This is a genomic window from Psychrobacter sp. CX90, from assembly GCF_057396305.2.
This window is the reverse complement of record NZ_CM182008.1, coordinates 700,243-717,488: the sequence shown is the minus strand read 5'-3', so window position 1 is coordinate 717,488 and position 17,246 is coordinate 700,243. Positions and strand designations below refer to the sequence as shown.

The window sequence follows — 17,246 nt, the reverse complement described above, 5'->3', positions numbered from 1 at the left end:
AGTTGACATATGCTCCCTAATTTAACTTTTTCTGACTTTAAGCAACACAGTAAACGCTTAACAGTCCTTGTACTTCCCATTTTAATTACTCAGTTTTGCCAAGCGGCACTGGGCGTAGTTGATGCCGTTATGGCCGGTAAAGTTTCCGCACTAGACCTTGCCGCCGTCTCTATTGGGTCTGGCGTATGGATGCCTCTGTTTTTACTAGCAACAGGGATATTAATAGCCACAACCCCATTAATTGGCGAAAAAGTTGGTCAAGACAATCACCATCACGTACCCCATATTACTCAGCAATCTTTATGGGCATCTTTCGCCATTGGCATTGTCGGTTTTATACTGGTTAATTTAAGTCCTAATATATTAGGGGCTTTGGGTGTGCCTGAAAACATCCAACCCAAAGCAACCGCCTACCTGCATGGTATCGCTTGGGGCTTTCCTGCTATGGCCTGTTACGCTGTTCTACGCAGCTACTGTGAGGCCCTACAGAGACCAATACCCGTTACTATTATTAGCCTCATTGGTCTTTTAGCAAACATTCCGATGAATTATATTTTTATTTTCGGCAAGTTTGGTATGCCTGCTATGGGCGGTGCAGGATGTGGGTATGCAACCGCTGGCGTGCTATGGATAAATGTCATTTTGCTCGGTGCCTATCTCTATTTCTCTAAAGATAGCTCATTTGAAAAAACGCGGTTCTTTTATAATTTCGCACGCCCTAATCGACAACAAATTAAGAAAATTTTTAGATTGGGTCTACCCATTGGCATTGCCATCTTTTTTGAAGCCAGCTTATTTAGCTTGGCGTCATTGGTCATAAGTCCATTGGGAGAGATTGCCGTAGCCTCACATCAAGTTGCATTAGCAGTAACCTCTCAACTTTTCATGATTCCGCTGTCTATTTCCATGGGGCTTACTATCATGGTATCCAATCGATATGGAGAAAAAAACTGGCTTGCACTACAGCAAGTTCAACGTACAGGCCTAATTTGGACAGTACTCATTGCGCTCGTTTGTATGATCGGTATTGCGTTATTCCGCTCGCAACTGGCAAGCGCATTTACTGTAAATTCTGAGGTAAAAATTCAAGCAATGGGACTCTTATTGTTTGCGATAGGTTATCAGTTGTTTGATGGCTGGCAAGTTAATATCGCAGGTATTTTGCGGGGCATGCAGGACACTCAAGTACCTATGTGGATTACTTTATTTTGTTACTGGGGCGTCGCTCTACCACTGGGAACTTATCTCGTTCGCTATACCGAAACGGGCGCAAAAGGGTTTTGGATAGCGCTGGTAACCGGTTTGTTTTTATCATCAGTGTTACTAACCTTACGGTTGAACCATCGACAACGAAAAGTTCTAGAAATTTAGCATCACACTGACACTTTGTTTATTTAAAAAATGATAATTGTTTGAATTTACCTATAAAAATTACATTTTACAGTTATCAGTTACGATAAAGTTTGTTACAATATCTATAATATGTACACTTGTTCACACAAACATCTCTAGCGACACTTATTTAGATGGGAAATTATATAAATGGAAATTGATAAAATTCGCAAGCTCATTGAGCTAATGGAAGAAAAAGACCTTGTTAAACTTGAGTTAAAAAATGACGACGATAGCATTAGTTTAACCCGACATTATGAAACTCCAGTGCACTCAATGGTGGCAGCCCCTCAACCCACTGCCCCATCTGCACCCACTAAACCTGTTAACATGGGTGCAGTAGAGCCCTCCCCAATGGTTGGTGTGTTTTATGTTGCACCTAGTCCTAATGATGCCCCTTTTGTTAAACCAGGTCAAAAGGTAAAAGCTGGAGACACTTTAGGTATTATTGAAGCCATGAAGATCATGAACCCACTTGAAGCCACACAAAGTGGCATCATCGATGAGATTTTGGTCGAAAACGGTGATGTTGTTCAATTTGGTCAACCTATTGTTCGCTATAAAAATTAATAAACAGGCATCATAATGATAAAAAAACTCCTAATTGCGAATCGTGGAGAGATTGCCCTACGCATCGTTCGTGCCTGTAAACAATTAGGCATCCAAACCGTCGGGGTATACTCTACTGCTGATAAAGAACTCATGCACTTGCGCTTTGTTGATGAAGCGGTTTGTATTGGCAAACCAAATGCCAACCAAAGCTATTTGAATACCAATGCTATTTTGACGGCTGCTGAAATTTGTGGTGCCGATGCTATTCATCCCGGATATGGTTTTCTATCTGAAAATGCTGAATTTGCTGAGCAGGTTGAGGAAGCCGGTTTAACCTTTGTCGGACCTCATCCTGACCATATTCGTTTGATGGGCAATAAGATTTCTGCCATTCATGCTATGAAACAAGCAGGTGTTCCAACAGTTCCTGGCTCTGTAGGAACAGTTAACTTGGATAATGCCGAAGAACAAGCGAAAAATATTGGTTTCCCATTACTCATCAAAGCTGCTGCTGGTGGCGGTGGTCGTGGCATGCGCATTGTCGAACACTTTGAACAGCTGAATCAACAAGTGCAGGCAGCTAAGCAGGAAGCAGAGCTGTGGTTTGGGGATGATAATGTATACATGGAGCGCTATTTACAGAATCCGCGCCATATTGAAGTTCAGGTATTAGGTGACGGTAATGGAAACGCTATTCACTTATATGATCGTGATTGCTCAATTCAGCGCCGCCACCAAAAAGTACTAGAAGAAGCTCCAGCCGCCGATATTTCTGACGATGTGCGTGAGCCAATCCTGCAAGCCTGTGTGACTGCATGCGAAAAAATTGGCTATCGAGGTGCCGGAACATTTGAATTCTTGTTTGAAAATGATGAGTATTTTTTTATTGAAATGAATACTCGGGTTCAAGTTGAACATCCGGTAACTGAGATGGTAACGGGTATTGATATTGTCGTCGAACAACTGAAGATTGCTTCTGGATATGGCTTATCCTATCGTCAAGATGAAATTGATGTACACGGACATGCTATTGAATGCCGTATTAATGCAGAAGATCCTAAAACGTTTATGCCTTCACCTGGCGTGGTAACTCAGTATTTTGCCCCTAGTGGTGCGGGTATGCGATTTGATTCACATTTATATCCTGGATATGAAATTCCTTCTTACTACGATTCACTAATCGGTAAGATGATTTGTCATGGTCAAACCCGCCAACAAGCCATTGCTAAAAGCGTGCATGCTTTAGATGAACTTATTATTAGTGGTATAAAATCTAACATTCCACTACATCGTGATGTCATCTTGCAAGATAAAGCTTTTGTCGAAAAACCGCAAAATATTCATTATCTTGAGAAGTGCTTATTGGCACCAACAGAAAAATAAGGGTTTTATTCTATTAACCACTATGATTAGGCTAATAATAAAAAAGCAGAAACCAAGGTTTCTGCTTTTTATGAGTCTCAATATTTAATTATTTCATTTAGATAAGTCACGACCTTTGCTGGCTTCGATAGCAAGACGCAAACCATTAAGACGAATAAATCCTTCAGCATCTTTTTGGTCATAAGCTCCTGCATCATCTTCAAAAGTGGCAATTTTTTCATCAAATAATGAGTTAGGAGATTTACGTCCTACCACACTAACACTGCCTTTATAAAGTTTCAAACGTACTGTACCACTCACATACTCTTGAGATTTATCAATCAAAGCTTGAAGCATTTCGCGTTCTGGACTAAACCAGTAACCATTATAAATAATTTTTGCATAGCGTGGCATCAATTCATCTTTAAGATGCGCCGCTTCACGATCCAAAGTTAAAGACTCAATGGCACGATGTGCTTTCATCATAATTGTGCCCGCTGGTGTTTCATAACAACCACGAGACTTCATACCTACGTAACGGTTTTCAACGATATCTAATCGGCCAATGCCATGTTTGCCACCCAATTCATTTAGCTTAATCATGACCTCATATGGCTCTAGCGCCTCACCGTTAACCGCTACGATATCACCCTTTTCATACTCAACCTCAATATATTCAGGCTGGTCTGGAGCTTGCTCAGGGCTAACCGACCAACGCCACATGTCATCCTCGGCTTCTACATAAGGATCTTCTAAAATATCGCCCTCATAAGAGATGTGCAATAAATTGGCATCCATGGAATAGGGAGACTTCTTTTTATTGCTAGAGAAATCAATAGGGATATTACGCTCTTTAGCATATTGCATTAAGCTTTCACGGCTAGAGAGATCCCACTCGCGCCAAGGTGCTATGGTTTTGATGTCCGGCGCTAGTGCAATTGCACCCAGCTCAAAACGCACTTGGTCATTACCCTTACCCGTCGCACCATGACTGATGGCATCCGCATCATGCTCTTTTGCGATCTCAACCAACCGTTTGGCAATGAGCGGACGAGCTATCGAAGTGCCCAATAAATATTCGCCTTCATATATTGCATTGGCACGGAACATTGGGAATACATAATCACGGGCAAACTCTGCACGTAAATCCTCGATATGAATGTGCTTAATACCCATAGCTTTTGCTTTAGCACGAGCAGGTTCAACTTCCTCACCTTGACCAATATCAGCAGTAAAAGTAATTACCTCAGCTTCATAAGTATCTTGCAGCCACTGGGCAATAATTGAGGTGTCTAACCCCCCTGAATAAGCTAAAACAATTTTATTAATATTATCTTTATTTTCTATCGACATAATTTCCTACCTTAGTGAGCAACACTGACAACTGATAAATTTTTATAAACTAGCAGATCCTGCTTGTAAATAAGTTATAACTGATTCATCAATCATTTAATCTTAGTAAAATATTTGACCTAACCCTTTATATTACACTATTTAACATACTATCTAAAGACAACGTTAACATACTATCTAAAGACAACGTCTATATTAGCGCCATTATTTTTTTATCATACAGGTCATTTATCATTATACGTCTGATCGTACGATTCTTTTATTCAAACTTATATGTCATTTGATACCTTCTGTTCATCAAATAAAAACGTAAAACCTGTTATCATAGACATATCTTATCAAGTTTTAATAATTTGTTTGAATGATCAATTAAAAAGATATTGATAACTATATTTACCTTACTATATATGAATGATGATTATGACTACGGATACAGCAGAAAGTATATCAAACGCCAATAAGAATGATGCCAAAGAAATTACAATTATTCAGCCTGATGATTGGCATATCCACTTACGTGATGGCGAGGCACTTTTAACAACTGCTCCTCATGCAGCTATAAGTTTTAATCGCGTTATCTGCATGCCAAACCTTGTCCCTCCAGTAAAAAATACAGCAGACGCGGTGCAGTATAGATCTCGCATTTTAGAGGCAGTGCAATCATCAAATATTGTAGAAAGCCGTAAATCGGCATTTGACCCGCGTATGACCTTATACATGACAGATCAAACAACGCCTGAAGATATTAAAATTGCAGCAAACTCTGGCATTGTTCAAGCAGTGAAGCTCTACCCAGCCGGCGCTACTACTAATTCAGCCGATGGTGTCACTGATATTTCTAGCCGTACAGATGTTTTAGATGCATTACAAAAGCATGGTTTACCCCTGCTCATACATGGTGAGGCAACTGATGCACACATCGATATTTTTGATCGTGAAAAACAGTTTATTGATCAGGTATTGACTAACTTAGTGAACAAGTTCCCTGAACTAAAAATTGTTTTAGAACATATTACGACCAGTGATGCCGCTGATTTTGTTATAGATCAAAATGAATTTGTTGCTGCAACAATCACACCTCAGCATCTATTATTTAACCGCAATCAGCTACTTGTGGGAGGCATCAAGCCTCACTTTTACTGTTTGCCTATTTTAAAGCGCCAAAAACACCAAGAAGTACTTTTAGACGTAGCCACCAGTGGCAATCCTAAATTCTTTTTAGGAACTGATTCTGCACCCCATGCTACTCATGCCAAGGAAAATGCTTGTGGATGTGCAGGATGTTATTCTGCGTCTATTGCACTACCGCTCTATGCTACAGCGTTCGATAGTGTTGGTAAAATAGATAAGCTTGAAGGTTTCGCGAGTCGTTTTGGCGCACAATTCTATGGTTTACCCTTGAATGAAACGTTCATTACTCTCGTTAATCAACCTATAGACGTTCCGAAAAGCTATCCTTACTTTGATGGAAGCTCTTTAACACCATTGTTAGCAGGTGAGAGCTTAGCGTGGTCCATTAAACACGCTTAACGAATAGTATTACTCTTCGTGACCGAACTATTTATATAGCAAACCACTCGGTCACTTTGTTGAACTATAAAATATATACACCATAATTTGCGATTATTGTTTTATGACTGAAGATCAAGCAAGCAACGAAAACTCTAAGTCGGTAACAGATTCTACTAACGCTTTGAATGACCCAAGACGCTGCATTAATGCATCCTCTCGAGCGAGTTCAGTTGAAGAAGATTCACTGATACTGGATGTCGGACGCGAAATTCTGGATAGTAAATCTAGTAGTTCCACTAATGTTGAAACCAACAATAACAGCTTGAGACTTGCAGATAGAATGCGTAAGTTTTTGCCTGTTGTAGTAGATGTCGAGACGGCCGGTTTTAATGCCGCTACAGATGCACTGCTAGAGATAGCATGTATCCCCATTATTATGGATGAAAATGGAAAATTTATTCAAGGGGAAGCTTTGAATGCCCATATTGAACCTTTTGAAGGGGCTAATCTAGAGCAAAGAGCACTTGATTTTACCGGCATTGATCCAAGTAACCCAATGCGTAAAGCCATTGCTGAGCAGGAAAAGCCAGCGTTACGCCGTATCTTTAAAGAGCTCAAAACGGTAAGAAAAGAACATGGATGTCGCCAATGCATTTTAGTGGGTCATAATGCCCACTTCGATTTGGCCTTTCTAAATGCTGCTATTGAGCGCACAAATAGTAAAAACCATACCGCATTTCACAAATTTTCAGTCCTCGATACGGTAAGCTTTTCTGCATTAGCTTTTGGCCAGACAGTCCTAGCTCGAGCATGCAAGGCTGCTGGTATTGAGTTTGATGGCAGTGAAGCCCATTCAGCGCTTTATGATACAAAGAAAACAGCAGAGTTATTTTGTTTCATCCTTAATAATTACCCTATGCTGACCAACTCTTTACAGCCAGAGCAAACTGATGTATTGTTAAGTAATACTGGCGACTAATATCTTATTATAATCTTTAATCGACATTAAAACTAAACACTAACACTAGGCATTAAATTTAATCATATAACCCTTAGCATGTATGTCCCCACCGCCTATAAATATAAGACTTTGATAGTGTTATCTATATTCGTTTAAATGGATACGTTTTTCTAAGATTTATTCTTATAAAGTTCATTCTTTTAATGTCCAAGCCTATAAAGCCATTATATTAAACATGTGTAATACGGCTTGGTATTTTAAGAAATAAATTAGAAAAGGGAGGTTCTATGCAAACACAATACGCTATATGGGCAACTATTGGTGGATATATACTGCTTGTTTTGACACTTAGTAGTATAACGACTCTTTGGATTCGTCATCACTTAAAAAAACCCAAACAATACCCACAATGTGAGCTAAAAAACTCTATATATACTCTCAGCCTATTCAAAGAGTTAGAGTTCCGACATTGTTTGTATTTAAACAAGCAGTTGGTTTATAAAATATTTTATAAAACTTCTTGACAGACCTACCGCTTACCTTTAGAATACGCACCACTTCGGCATTAATGGTGAAAGCAGTCGAGGTAGTCTGTGTCCCGTTCGTCTAGAGGCCTAGGACACTGCCCTTTCACGGCGGTAACAGGGGTTCGAATCCCCTACGGGATACCACATATTCTGTGTTATCTGAGTAACTATATAGCAGTTCTATATCGTTATCATATGTTTTTAAAATATATAGAAACCCAAGTTCTTTATTGAACTTGGGTTTTTTATTGATTATTAAGTCATATATCACATTAAGTTTAGAAATTTAAGCTATTACTAACGAGGGACTTAAAAACATTTATAGAAGAGAAGAATTAATAGCAAACAAATTTAACAAGTTAAATAGAGTATATAAAGGCTGTAAATCCGGCAATAGCTATCTACTCAGTATAAAGACGCTGATTTATTTTTAGGGTAAGATATTATTTCGATGCCAGAATCATTTTAATCAAGGCTAAATCTTCAGCGTATGTTAGCTTGATATTTTGATGGCTGCCTTTTACTATTTTGATGGCATAACCCATTTCTTCAAATGCGTTAGCTTCATCTGTAATAGTTATGCCTTTTGCAGCCACTTCAGATAAAACTTTGTTTAAAACACCTAACCTGAAAACTTGTGGGGTTTGAGCCTGCCATAAATTACTACGATCAACCGTATTGATTATCGTTGGTAGCTCACTAGATCCACTTTCAGGCTTATCAGAATCTACCCGCTTAAGCGTATCAGAAACTGGTACACCTAAAATCGCACCATACTGTGTCCGGCTGGCCGCCTCTATTACGGCATCAATATGCTCTTTAACTACGCAAGGTCTAGCAGCATCATGAATCAATACTAAATCATCGGGTTGCCCCCCACCAGCAACTATAGCATCCACTCCAGATTGAACCGATTCCCACCGCTCATTACCTCCCACAGCATACTGAGTTGGCAAACTAAACATTAACTTTGGGGCAACCTTATCCCCGTCAGCAATCACAATAACCACGTTGTTAATATGAGCGCTTAGAGATAAGGCATGTACACTATGCTGAAGAACTGTCTTACCATTAATAGAGGTGTACTGCTTGGCTATCTTAGAACCAAAACGACTGCCCTTGCCCGCAGCAACAATCAGGGCATGAATAGATGGCTGACTCTTAATGGATAAATCATTGATATCAGTATAAGCATTCTTGAGCTGAGAGTCTTTTGATTTATAGGACATCTTAAGCAATCACTTATTAGTTAGGTTTTAGTCAGGCGATAAACACACTTATTGAAGGTCATTAAAAGAAGTAGTTAGGAGGTATAGTTAGAAAGGTCATTTAGGGAGCATGTATATAGTCATAGTATAAGAGTATAGCTATAGTCGGCAAACTTATAAATCACTACGCTACTGTGTAAACCAGGGCAAACGCACACTTTTAACCCATAACAATCAAATCACGCACCTCATCATTCCAAGCACACTGCTTAAGGATAGACTTAACGCTGCCTTTTTTATCAGAGATCTTGATTAAATTTAACGCTAAACGACGTAGTATGGCCATGTTCTCAGTCGCATTCTTTAACCGTATCCTAGAATCATCTTCTTTAAAGGTGACATCTAATACATAATGCAAACTATTTTCTATTCCCCAATGTTGTCTTACAGCTGTATTAGCCAGTTTAGGGTCAACCTTTAATGAACTGATATAATAAGCTGTCTCACTTGTTTCTTTGTCAGTCGTTTTATTATACCGAGTATGCTGTATCTCAATCACACTGGTAAGCTTGTTCCAATTATCTGTATGGTCAAACCAATCTGTCACAAGCAGTTGCGTACACTGTCTGGTTTCAACGCGCCCGTGGTCGGATGTTGTTTCAGTATACTGACCCTTTTCGATTAACTCTGGGTTGTCTCGTCTTACTTTATGAAAGTAAGCCCTTGTTTCTCTTAGTAGTATGGCTTGATTGTCTTTTAGTTGTAACACATAGTCAGCCCCTTTTTTAATGATTTTATCCGTGACTTTGTCTAAACAACTCATAGCGTCAGCAGTAATAACTGTTTTCTTTATTTGTAGCTCATCTATGATATCAAGTACGGCTTTAACTTCATTTTTTTTAGCCTGTGACTTTTTTTGTATTAAACTGATTCCTTGCTCTGTTGCATAAGCACTGACACTGTGTAGGGCACTTAGTTTGTCTGTACTGCTTTGATAGGAATGTTTTAGGGTTTTACCGTCTATGGCTATTATTTGTAAGTCTTGATGTTGTCTTATTTGGTTTACCCAGCTTATAAAGCATTGGTTTAAGGTTTCAGGCTCTAGTATCGATATGACCCGAGCTATGGTGTCATGCGAGGGTATACCATTTTCAAACGGTCGATATTTCTTTAACCAATCTTCTTTGGTTTTACCAAACTCTTCTATGTCTACCCAGCCTTCTGCATTTGAAAGTATGGCTGTGACAACTAAAAATAAGATGTCGAGTAGGTTGTGTTTTAGGTTAATATCTTTTCTTGGATCAGTAATGATGCTAAAAGTGGCTTCAAATGTCATAGGATAGTCCTTGTCTCTGGTATCCTATAACTTTATTCGATTTGCTCCTTTTTATCACTTCTTTTTGAAAAAGTGTGCGTTTGCCCTGCTGTGTAAACCTTGTTTAGCCTAAAATTATTGTATTTTCACTCGGTTACCTTATATCGAGATTACATTTCTTTGACTATTTGAAGCTTGGTTGAGGCAAAGTAGCATGAAATAAAAGTTTAGCATCTCATATCCTAAGGGAATAAAAGCTACCAAGTAGCTGTTAAACAAATATTTTTCAAAATCTATATTGTCTACTATTTATGGCGCACTTATCTATGGCACACTCTCGACAGCATCTTCAAGATTAATAGGTGTGCTATTCAGCGAAGTGTGCGTAACAGGCGCAGTGGAAAGCTGTACAAAGGTCTCATTAGGTTTTATCAAACCTAAGTCTAAACGAGCATGCTCTTCAACTGCTTCTAGTCCAGTTTTTAAATCATGTACATCTGCACGTAAAATTTTATTATAGTCTACTTGTTGCTCATTTTTTTGACGTTGAGCCTGTATTTCAGCATCTAATCTCTCAAGGCTAGAGCGCCCATTATTACCAAGCCAATACTGATATTGTAGGCCCAGTAAAACTGAAACGGCAATCAAAAACAACATGAACTGACTAAAATATTTCATAAGATTACTTGTTAAGGTTCGCTTCACTCTAATGATATAGTTAAAGAAGTCTAAAATGGTTACAAGGCAACCGAGTGCAAGTACTACTGGAGTAGGCTTAACGAGGTTAACGCCGTAACCGTTTAGTATTTCGCTGACTATACTAGAGCACTAAGTGATGTTATATATACCTTTACCCAAAATTAAACTTGCCGCACCTAATATTTGTAGTATTTCTACCCGTTTTTGTGGCTAATTTAATGTTGGGTATGGTATTAATTCAGTGATACTGAAATTAAATAACTCATACATTGCCCTTAATTGAGCTATGAAGTTATCGCGTACAAGCTTCAACATCATTTATACTAATAGTAATGAATTAACCGCGTAAACCGATAAACTCTTCACTACCACGATAGCTCGCACGAACCTGCTGTTCGATACGAAGCAACTGATTATATTTAGCCACACGGTCAGAACGACAAAGTGAACCCGTCTTAATTTGACCTGCAGCTGTACCAACCGCTAAATCAGCAATGGTGCTATCTTCTGTCTCACCAGAGCGGTGTGAGATAACTGTCGCATAGCCGTTTTTCTTAGCAAGATAAATGGCATCTAACGTTTCAGATAAAGTGCCAATCTGATTAAACTTAATCAAAATTGCATTTGCAATTTTCTTATCGATACCTTCTTGCAGAATAGCAGGGTTAGTCACAAATAAATCATCACCTACTAGCTGAACTTTATCGCCTATTTTACCGGTTAGATACGCCCATCCATCCCAGTCTGACTCATCTAAGCCATCTTCAATTGAGATAATTGGATACTGTTCGGTTAGTTTAACCAGATAGTCAGAGAAGCCTTGGCTATCAAACGACTTGTTACCTTCACCAGCTAAAATGTATTGACCATTTTTGTAGAACTCACTAGCCGCGCAGTCTAAGGCTAAATGGATATCTTTACCAGCTTGATAGCCAGTCTGCTCAATAGCTTGCAAAATAACGGTAATGGCTTCTTCATTACTGCGCAGGTTGGGTGCAAAACCACCTTCATCACCAACGGCGGTATTAAAGCCTTGCGACTTTAATACTGATTTTAAGCTATGGAAAATTTCAACACCTGCACGTAGCGCTTCAGAAAAGCTACTAAAACCGGTAGGCTCAATCATAAACTCTTGAATATCAACAGTATTGTCAGCATGCTCGCCGCCGTTTAAGATATTCATCATAGGGACAGGCATCGTCAATGAGGTTTGGTTGCGAAGCTTAGCAATATATTGATGTAATAAGGTATCTTGTGACATAGCGGCTGCTTTTGCAGTTGCTAAAGAAACAGCCAACATGGCATTGGCGCCTAATTTATCTTTGTTTTGGGTACCATCTAATTGGATTAACGCATCATCAATCGCTTGTTGATCGGTAGCATCTTTTTCAATTAAAGCAGATCTGATTTGACTATTAACATTAGCAACTGCTTTCTTTACTCCTTTACCCATATAACGTGACTTATCGCCATCACGTAATTCTAAAGCCTCACGAGAACCCGTAGAAGCACCACTAGGAGCTGCGGCACGACCCATTGAACCATCAGCCAGAAGAACATCCGCTTCAATAGTTGGGTTACCCCGAGAGTCTAGAATCTCTCGGGCACGAATATCTTTAATTTCAGTTGCGTTATTGGTTTCTTCTGCGTACATAGCGTCTACAAGCCTCTTTATATAAATAATTATGTAAAATACAGTTTAAGTGTTAAGCCGACTGTTTAATATCAATCACACACCTTTGTGCGAAATTAGCAATTATAATAAGCAAGTACCATAAAAACTGAGTCTCAGGAACGGATATAAGTATGTCAGTATTTTTGACATACCTTTTTGAATTGAATAAATGGGATAATCATAGCACAAAATTGCAAACTCTTGGATTGCTAAGCTGGTCAACAAGCAATTGTCACTGAACTCTAAGGGTTAAAACCTAAGTTATTATACTTTATATCGCGTTAAACGTAACGCATTCATTAATACTGAAATTGAACTTAATGCCATTGCCGCTGCTGCAATCATTGGGTTTAAAAAACCAAATGCTGCTAAAGGAATACCGAGGCAATTATAAATAAAGGCGAAAAAAAGGTTTTGTTTAATGTTACGAACGGTAGCTTGGGCAATATCAATCCCCGAATTTACCTGCATGATTGAATGACCCATTAATCGAGCAGAGGCGCTATGCTTGGCCACCTCCGTACCATCTAACATGGCGAAGCTTGCATACGCAGTTGCCATAGCAGGTGCATCATTAACCCCATCACCCACCATAGCAACTTTATGACCTACTGCTTGATACGCTTCAATCCACTGCGCTTTATCACGCGGTTTCAAATGACCCTGTGCAGTCGAAAGATTTAATTCATCAGCCACATGAGCCACAACAGAAGATTTGTCACCACTGAGAAGTACGACTTCTAAGCCCTTTTTTTTCAATGCTTCAACTACCTGTGGACTTTCTTCTTTCAACTCATCTGCAAGCGCAAACATACCCAGTGGTAACCCATCAACGCTTACTGCAATAGTGCTAGCAACTTGCCATACTTTTGATAACTGCTTCGGTAGAGTCAAACCGACAAACTCGGCAGTACCAACTTTGACCTCTCCAAAGCCAACAATATTAGCTTTTACCCCCATACCTGCGACGACATCAACATAATTTGCCTGCAGCAGTTTAATACCTTTAGCTTGTGATGCATTCACAATTGCTGTAGCTAGGGGGTGGCTTACATGAGCTTCAACGCTAGCTGCTAGTTGTAATACATCATCACTTTTAATGGACTTATTAACCATCATCTTATCCACGATATGTGGTTTACCTTTGGTTAAAGTTCCAGTTTTGTCAAAAACCACAGTATCAACACTACCAGCAACCTCTAAGCTTTGAGCATCTTTAAACCACACTCCATGACGAGCGGCCACCCCCATGCCAGCCATAATGGCGGCTGGTGTCGCTAAACCGAGTGCGCAAGGACAAGCAATAACCAATACCGAAACTGCATGTAATATGGCTCTATCAATACCACCTGTTAGCCACCACGTTAAGCCAAAGGTCATTAAAGCAATAGTTACGACCACTGGCACAAACACTGCGGCTACTTTATCGGCCAGTCTAGCTAAGTCCGCTTTACTCCCTTGAGCCTCACTTAAGGCTTTAACCATATCGCTTAGCTGGGTTTCACTACCAGTTGCAGTCACACGATAATTAAGGCTTCCATTTTCTACCATAGCACCTGCTAAAACTGCCTTACCAAGGTTTTTGCTAACGGCAATCGACTCCCCAGTTAAATGACTTTCATCACACCAGCCTTCCCCTGAAATGACAACGCCATCAGTAGCAATCCGTGACCCTTGTTTGGCACGTAAAATATCGCCTTTTTTGACCTCAGCTAAGTCTACAGTCTCAACCCTATTTTGCTCATGTTTAACGTTACTTGGGTCAGATGTGTCATTATTAGTCACGACCCTTTCAACAATGGTCGGAGTTAATTCAAGCAACATATTAATGCTGTTCAAACTGTGCTTCTTGGTGCGATGCTCTAAAAACTTGCCCAGCTTAACAAACGCAATAATCATTACTCCGGCTTCAAAATATACTGGTGTATGTAAGCCGTGTTGATTAACAATATCCGATATGCTCAGCACAAATGTACTAGAATCTGCTAAATTTACACCTAAACTTTGCAGCCAGATAAAAGTTGAGTAGGCCCAAATAGTAAACGTACCGATTACTACCAGTACATCCATATTGGCTAGCCCGCCTTTTATAGAAGCCCATGCACTACTATAAAAGGGTCCAGCCAAACCAAACTGCACTATGGTTGCCAAAACAAACTGTAACCAAATAGGTGGCATCCAGTTCATACCTTGACCTACTAGCATACCTATCATGCCAATCAAAAAAGGTATTAAACATATCCAAATTAGAATTAAACGCCAATCTCTAGTCATCGACTGTGCTTTTGGCACATCATTATTGAGTATAGGTAGGACTTTAAAACCTGTTTTATCTACCCATTCACTAATCTGGTCTATATTAGTTTGTACTGGATCATAAGATACATTTAATGTTTCGCCTGCAAAGCTCACACTTGCCGATTCAATTGCCGGCTTTTTGCTCAATACCTTTTCGATTCGAGTTGCGCAGGCTTGACAAGACATACCTTCAACTTGGAATTGCGTTTTCTCCAATTTAACCGGAGGTTTAGCGTCAGTATTTATACTACGATGAGTAGACTCTAGATCGGACATAGGATTACCAGTTTTTACGATAAAGTGAAAAGAATAGCAGTGATAGAAATGTTATGGGGACGGGAGACGGGGTTTTCCATAGGACAATTGATGTCATTCGACAACTATTTAACTAACTAAACTAAAAAGCTGGCTAAAAAATAAGTCAATTAACGAGAAAACCAGCATAGAGCTGGTTTTCATAGATCAACCTTGAAGTATACACCCTAAGGCAAAGATGAGAATAAGAATTATTGAGACGACTAACCAAAACCCATCATATTACCAGAACATATCTCTATTACTGAATACTTAAGTGAATACCTAACTAAATATCGTATTTAATGCATCGGTTAAATGAGCTGCTTAGTTGTTTGGCGCACTCGCATCAAATCCAGCATCTTCAATTGCTTGCGTAATAGTTTCTAAACTAACTCTATCTTTGTCAAAAGTTACCGTAGCAAGATTATCATCAAGATTTACATCGATACTCTGCACCCCCTCTAAAGGAGTCACTGCACTGTGTACACTTTTGACACAGCCACCGCAAGTCATACCAGATATGTTAATTATACGAGTTTCAAGAGCCATATTTATCTCCTTGGTATATATGTTGTCTATATAATATGTTAGTCATTCTGTTTGCACTTTGCTTAACCATTTTGAGCCTTAATTGCAATTGGATCAAATATAAAAAAGAAATATTAGCCCTAACAAACTTTACAGGTTATTTGGGTTTTGAGGTGCATCTTCAGGAAATGGCTGAGTAATATAATCGACTGTATTCAAAGCCGCCTTGATGGCATAAAATGATGTTTTTGTGTCATCATAATGCACCACACCAAAATGACTTGCTGAATTTAACTCTATCGAAGTCACACCATCGATATTTTTTAAAGCCTTTGTTAAGCTATCCAGACCGTTAGTATCATCTATATTATTTATGCCAAATTTAGCAATTTGAATTGACATACTCCCCGCCCCTTGACTTAGTTTATTACTCAACCATTTAAATTAAGTTGTTACAGTATGCCTGATTTACACCCTATTTAATACAGCTTCTAATATGCAGACAAGCCCTTGATGTAGATACAAAGCTAATGTGTGTCAAGAGCTTTGAACCCTTTAACTAATTCATCAATTTGTTTTAACTGTGATAGAAATGGTTCGAGTTGAGATAATCTTAATGCACAGGGTCCATCGCATTTTGCCTTATCAGGATCTGGGTGCGCTTCTAAAAACAGTCCAGCGATGCCCGTTGCCATACCTGCTCGAGCCAAAGTACTTATTTGCTCACGGCGCCCACCAGCACTATCACTACGTGCACCTGGTTGCTGCAAACTATGAGTAACGTCAAAAAATACAGGGACATCCATACTTTTCATGGTATCAAACCCAAGCATATCTACTATTAGGTTATTGTAACCAAAAGATGTCCCGCGCTCACACAAAATAAGCTTATCGTTACCAGCCTCTAAACACTTATTGATAATATGACGCATCTCATGCGGCGCCAGAAATTGTGCTTTTTTTATATTAATGATAGCGCCAGTTTTAGCCATTGCATTTACTAAGTCAGTTTGACGACTTAAGAAAGCAGGTAGCTGAATAATATCGGCAACCTCTGCGACAGGTTCAGCTTGATAAGGTTCATGTACGTCAGTAATAATGGGGACATTAAACTTCTCTTTTATTTGTCCAAGCCAATCTACGCCCTTCTCAAGCCCAGGGCCACGGTATGACTTTAAACTTGAGCGGTTTGCCTTATCAAAACTGGCTTTAAATACATAGCCGATACCTAAACGATCGCAAATATCGATATAGCTTTCGGCAATATCAAATGCCATCTCTTTTGATTCAAGAACGTTCATTCCACCAAATAATACGAATGGTTTATCATTACCAATTTGGATACCGTTTAATTCGAGATGAGACTGTGCTTTAGTTAATTCGGTCATAAATCACTCTTTTTATGAGTTTAAATACAGGGAAAACACGATATGTTTTAAGGTTTGCAGTAGTAATATATTAGATATTGATCTTAACATCTAAGCTAATAAACAGAAACCTAACTTATAGAATAAGATAGTTGAATAAGTTGCAAATAAGGCTTTTAAATGAATCTCAACTATATACC

The 17,246-nt window shown here is 39.1% G+C and carries 14 protein-coding genes and 1 tRNA gene; 6 read left to right on the top strand and 9 right to left on the bottom strand.

Annotated elements, in window-relative coordinates; translation table 11 throughout:
* Positions 1–9: 9 nt before the first annotated feature.
* The 3 genes from AC2SLN_RS02900 to accC all read left to right on the top strand — a co-directional run bounded on the left by AC2SLN_RS02900 (position 10) and on the right by accC (position 3,327).
* Positions 10–1,371 carry an MATE family efflux transporter gene (locus tag AC2SLN_RS02900; RefSeq protein WP_486548671.1) on the top strand — a complete coding sequence of 454 codons (1,362 nt, stop codon included), beginning with the start codon at positions 10–12 and terminating at the stop codon, positions 1,369–1,371.
* A 171-nt stretch (positions 1,372–1,542) separates the two neighbouring features.
* Positions 1,543–1,962, top strand: coding sequence for an acetyl-CoA carboxylase biotin carboxyl carrier protein (gene accB / locus AC2SLN_RS02895; RefSeq protein WP_486548672.1), 420 nt, complete (start codon positions 1,543–1,545; stop codon positions 1,960–1,962).
* 15 nt (positions 1,963–1,977) lie between these two features.
* Positions 1,978–3,327 (top strand): acetyl-CoA carboxylase biotin carboxylase subunit, encoded by a 1,350-nt coding sequence (gene accC, locus AC2SLN_RS02890; RefSeq protein ID WP_486548673.1) that lies wholly within the window; start codon positions 1,978–1,980, stop codon positions 3,325–3,327.
* Positions 3,328–3,420: 93 nt separating this feature from the next.
* On the opposite strand, the gene AC2SLN_RS02885 is transcribed toward accC, so the two are convergent.
* Positions 3,421–4,659 carry an argininosuccinate synthase gene (locus AC2SLN_RS02885; RefSeq protein ID WP_486548674.1) on the bottom strand — a complete coding sequence of 413 codons (1,239 nt, stop codon included), beginning with the start codon at positions 4,657–4,659 and terminating at the stop codon, positions 3,421–3,423.
* A 420-nt stretch (positions 4,660–5,079) separates the two neighbouring features.
* On the opposite strand from AC2SLN_RS02885, the gene pyrC reads away from it, so the two are divergent.
* The 3 genes from pyrC (at position 5,080) to AC2SLN_RS02870 (ending at position 7,803) form a co-directional block, all read left to right on the top strand.
* Entirely contained in the window at positions 5,080–6,189 is a 1,110-nt protein-coding gene (gene pyrC, locus AC2SLN_RS02880; protein WP_486548675.1) for a dihydroorotase, read from the top strand.
* Positions 6,190–6,511: 322 nt separating this feature from the next.
* The gene (rnt, locus tag AC2SLN_RS02875; RefSeq protein WP_486548779.1) at positions 6,512–7,150 is read left to right on the top strand and encodes a ribonuclease T; all 639 of its coding nucleotides are present in this window, start codon (positions 6,512–6,514) and stop codon (positions 7,148–7,150) included.
* Positions 7,151–7,727: 577 nt separating this feature from the next.
* Positions 7,728–7,803 (top strand) — tRNA-Glu (locus AC2SLN_RS02870).
* Positions 7,804–8,102: 299 nt separating this feature from the next.
* On the opposite strand, the gene ispD is transcribed toward AC2SLN_RS02870, so the two are convergent.
* From ispD to kdsA, 8 genes are all read right to left on the bottom strand, one after another.
* Positions 8,103–8,888, bottom strand: coding sequence for a 2-C-methyl-D-erythritol 4-phosphate cytidylyltransferase (gene ispD, locus AC2SLN_RS02865; RefSeq protein WP_486548676.1), 786 nt, complete (start codon positions 8,886–8,888; stop codon positions 8,103–8,105).
* A gap of 199 nt (positions 8,889–9,087) precedes the next feature.
* Positions 9,088–10,203, bottom strand: a complete 1,116-nt coding sequence (locus AC2SLN_RS02860) for an ISAs1 family transposase (protein WP_486548677.1) — start codon at positions 10,201–10,203, stop codon at positions 9,088–9,090.
* 303 nt (positions 10,204–10,506) lie between these two features.
* On the bottom strand, positions 10,507–10,860 hold the full coding sequence (locus tag AC2SLN_RS02855) for an FtsB family cell division protein (protein WP_486548678.1): 354 nt from the start codon (positions 10,858–10,860) through the stop codon (positions 10,507–10,509).
* A gap of 358 nt (positions 10,861–11,218) precedes the next feature.
* Positions 11,219–12,535 carry a phosphopyruvate hydratase gene (eno, locus tag AC2SLN_RS02850; RefSeq protein WP_486548679.1) on the bottom strand — a complete coding sequence of 439 codons (1,317 nt, stop codon included), beginning with the start codon at positions 12,533–12,535 and terminating at the stop codon, positions 11,219–11,221.
* Between the two features lie 285 nt (positions 12,536–12,820).
* Positions 12,821–15,130, bottom strand: a complete 2,310-nt coding sequence (locus AC2SLN_RS02845; protein ID WP_486548680.1) for a heavy metal translocating P-type ATPase — start codon at positions 15,128–15,130, stop codon at positions 12,821–12,823.
* A gap of 345 nt (positions 15,131–15,475) precedes the next feature.
* Positions 15,476–15,700, bottom strand: a complete 225-nt coding sequence (locus AC2SLN_RS02840) for a heavy-metal-associated domain-containing protein (RefSeq protein ID WP_486548681.1) — start codon at positions 15,698–15,700, stop codon at positions 15,476–15,478.
* 129 nt (positions 15,701–15,829) lie between these two features.
* Positions 15,830–16,081, bottom strand: a complete 252-nt coding sequence (locus AC2SLN_RS02835) for a heavy-metal-associated domain-containing protein (protein WP_486548682.1) — start codon at positions 16,079–16,081, stop codon at positions 15,830–15,832.
* Positions 16,082–16,206: 125 nt separating this feature from the next.
* Positions 16,207–17,067, bottom strand: a complete 861-nt coding sequence (kdsA, locus tag AC2SLN_RS02830) for a 3-deoxy-8-phosphooctulonate synthase (protein ID WP_486548683.1) — start codon at positions 17,065–17,067, stop codon at positions 16,207–16,209.
* Positions 17,068–17,246 lie beyond the last annotated feature (179 nt).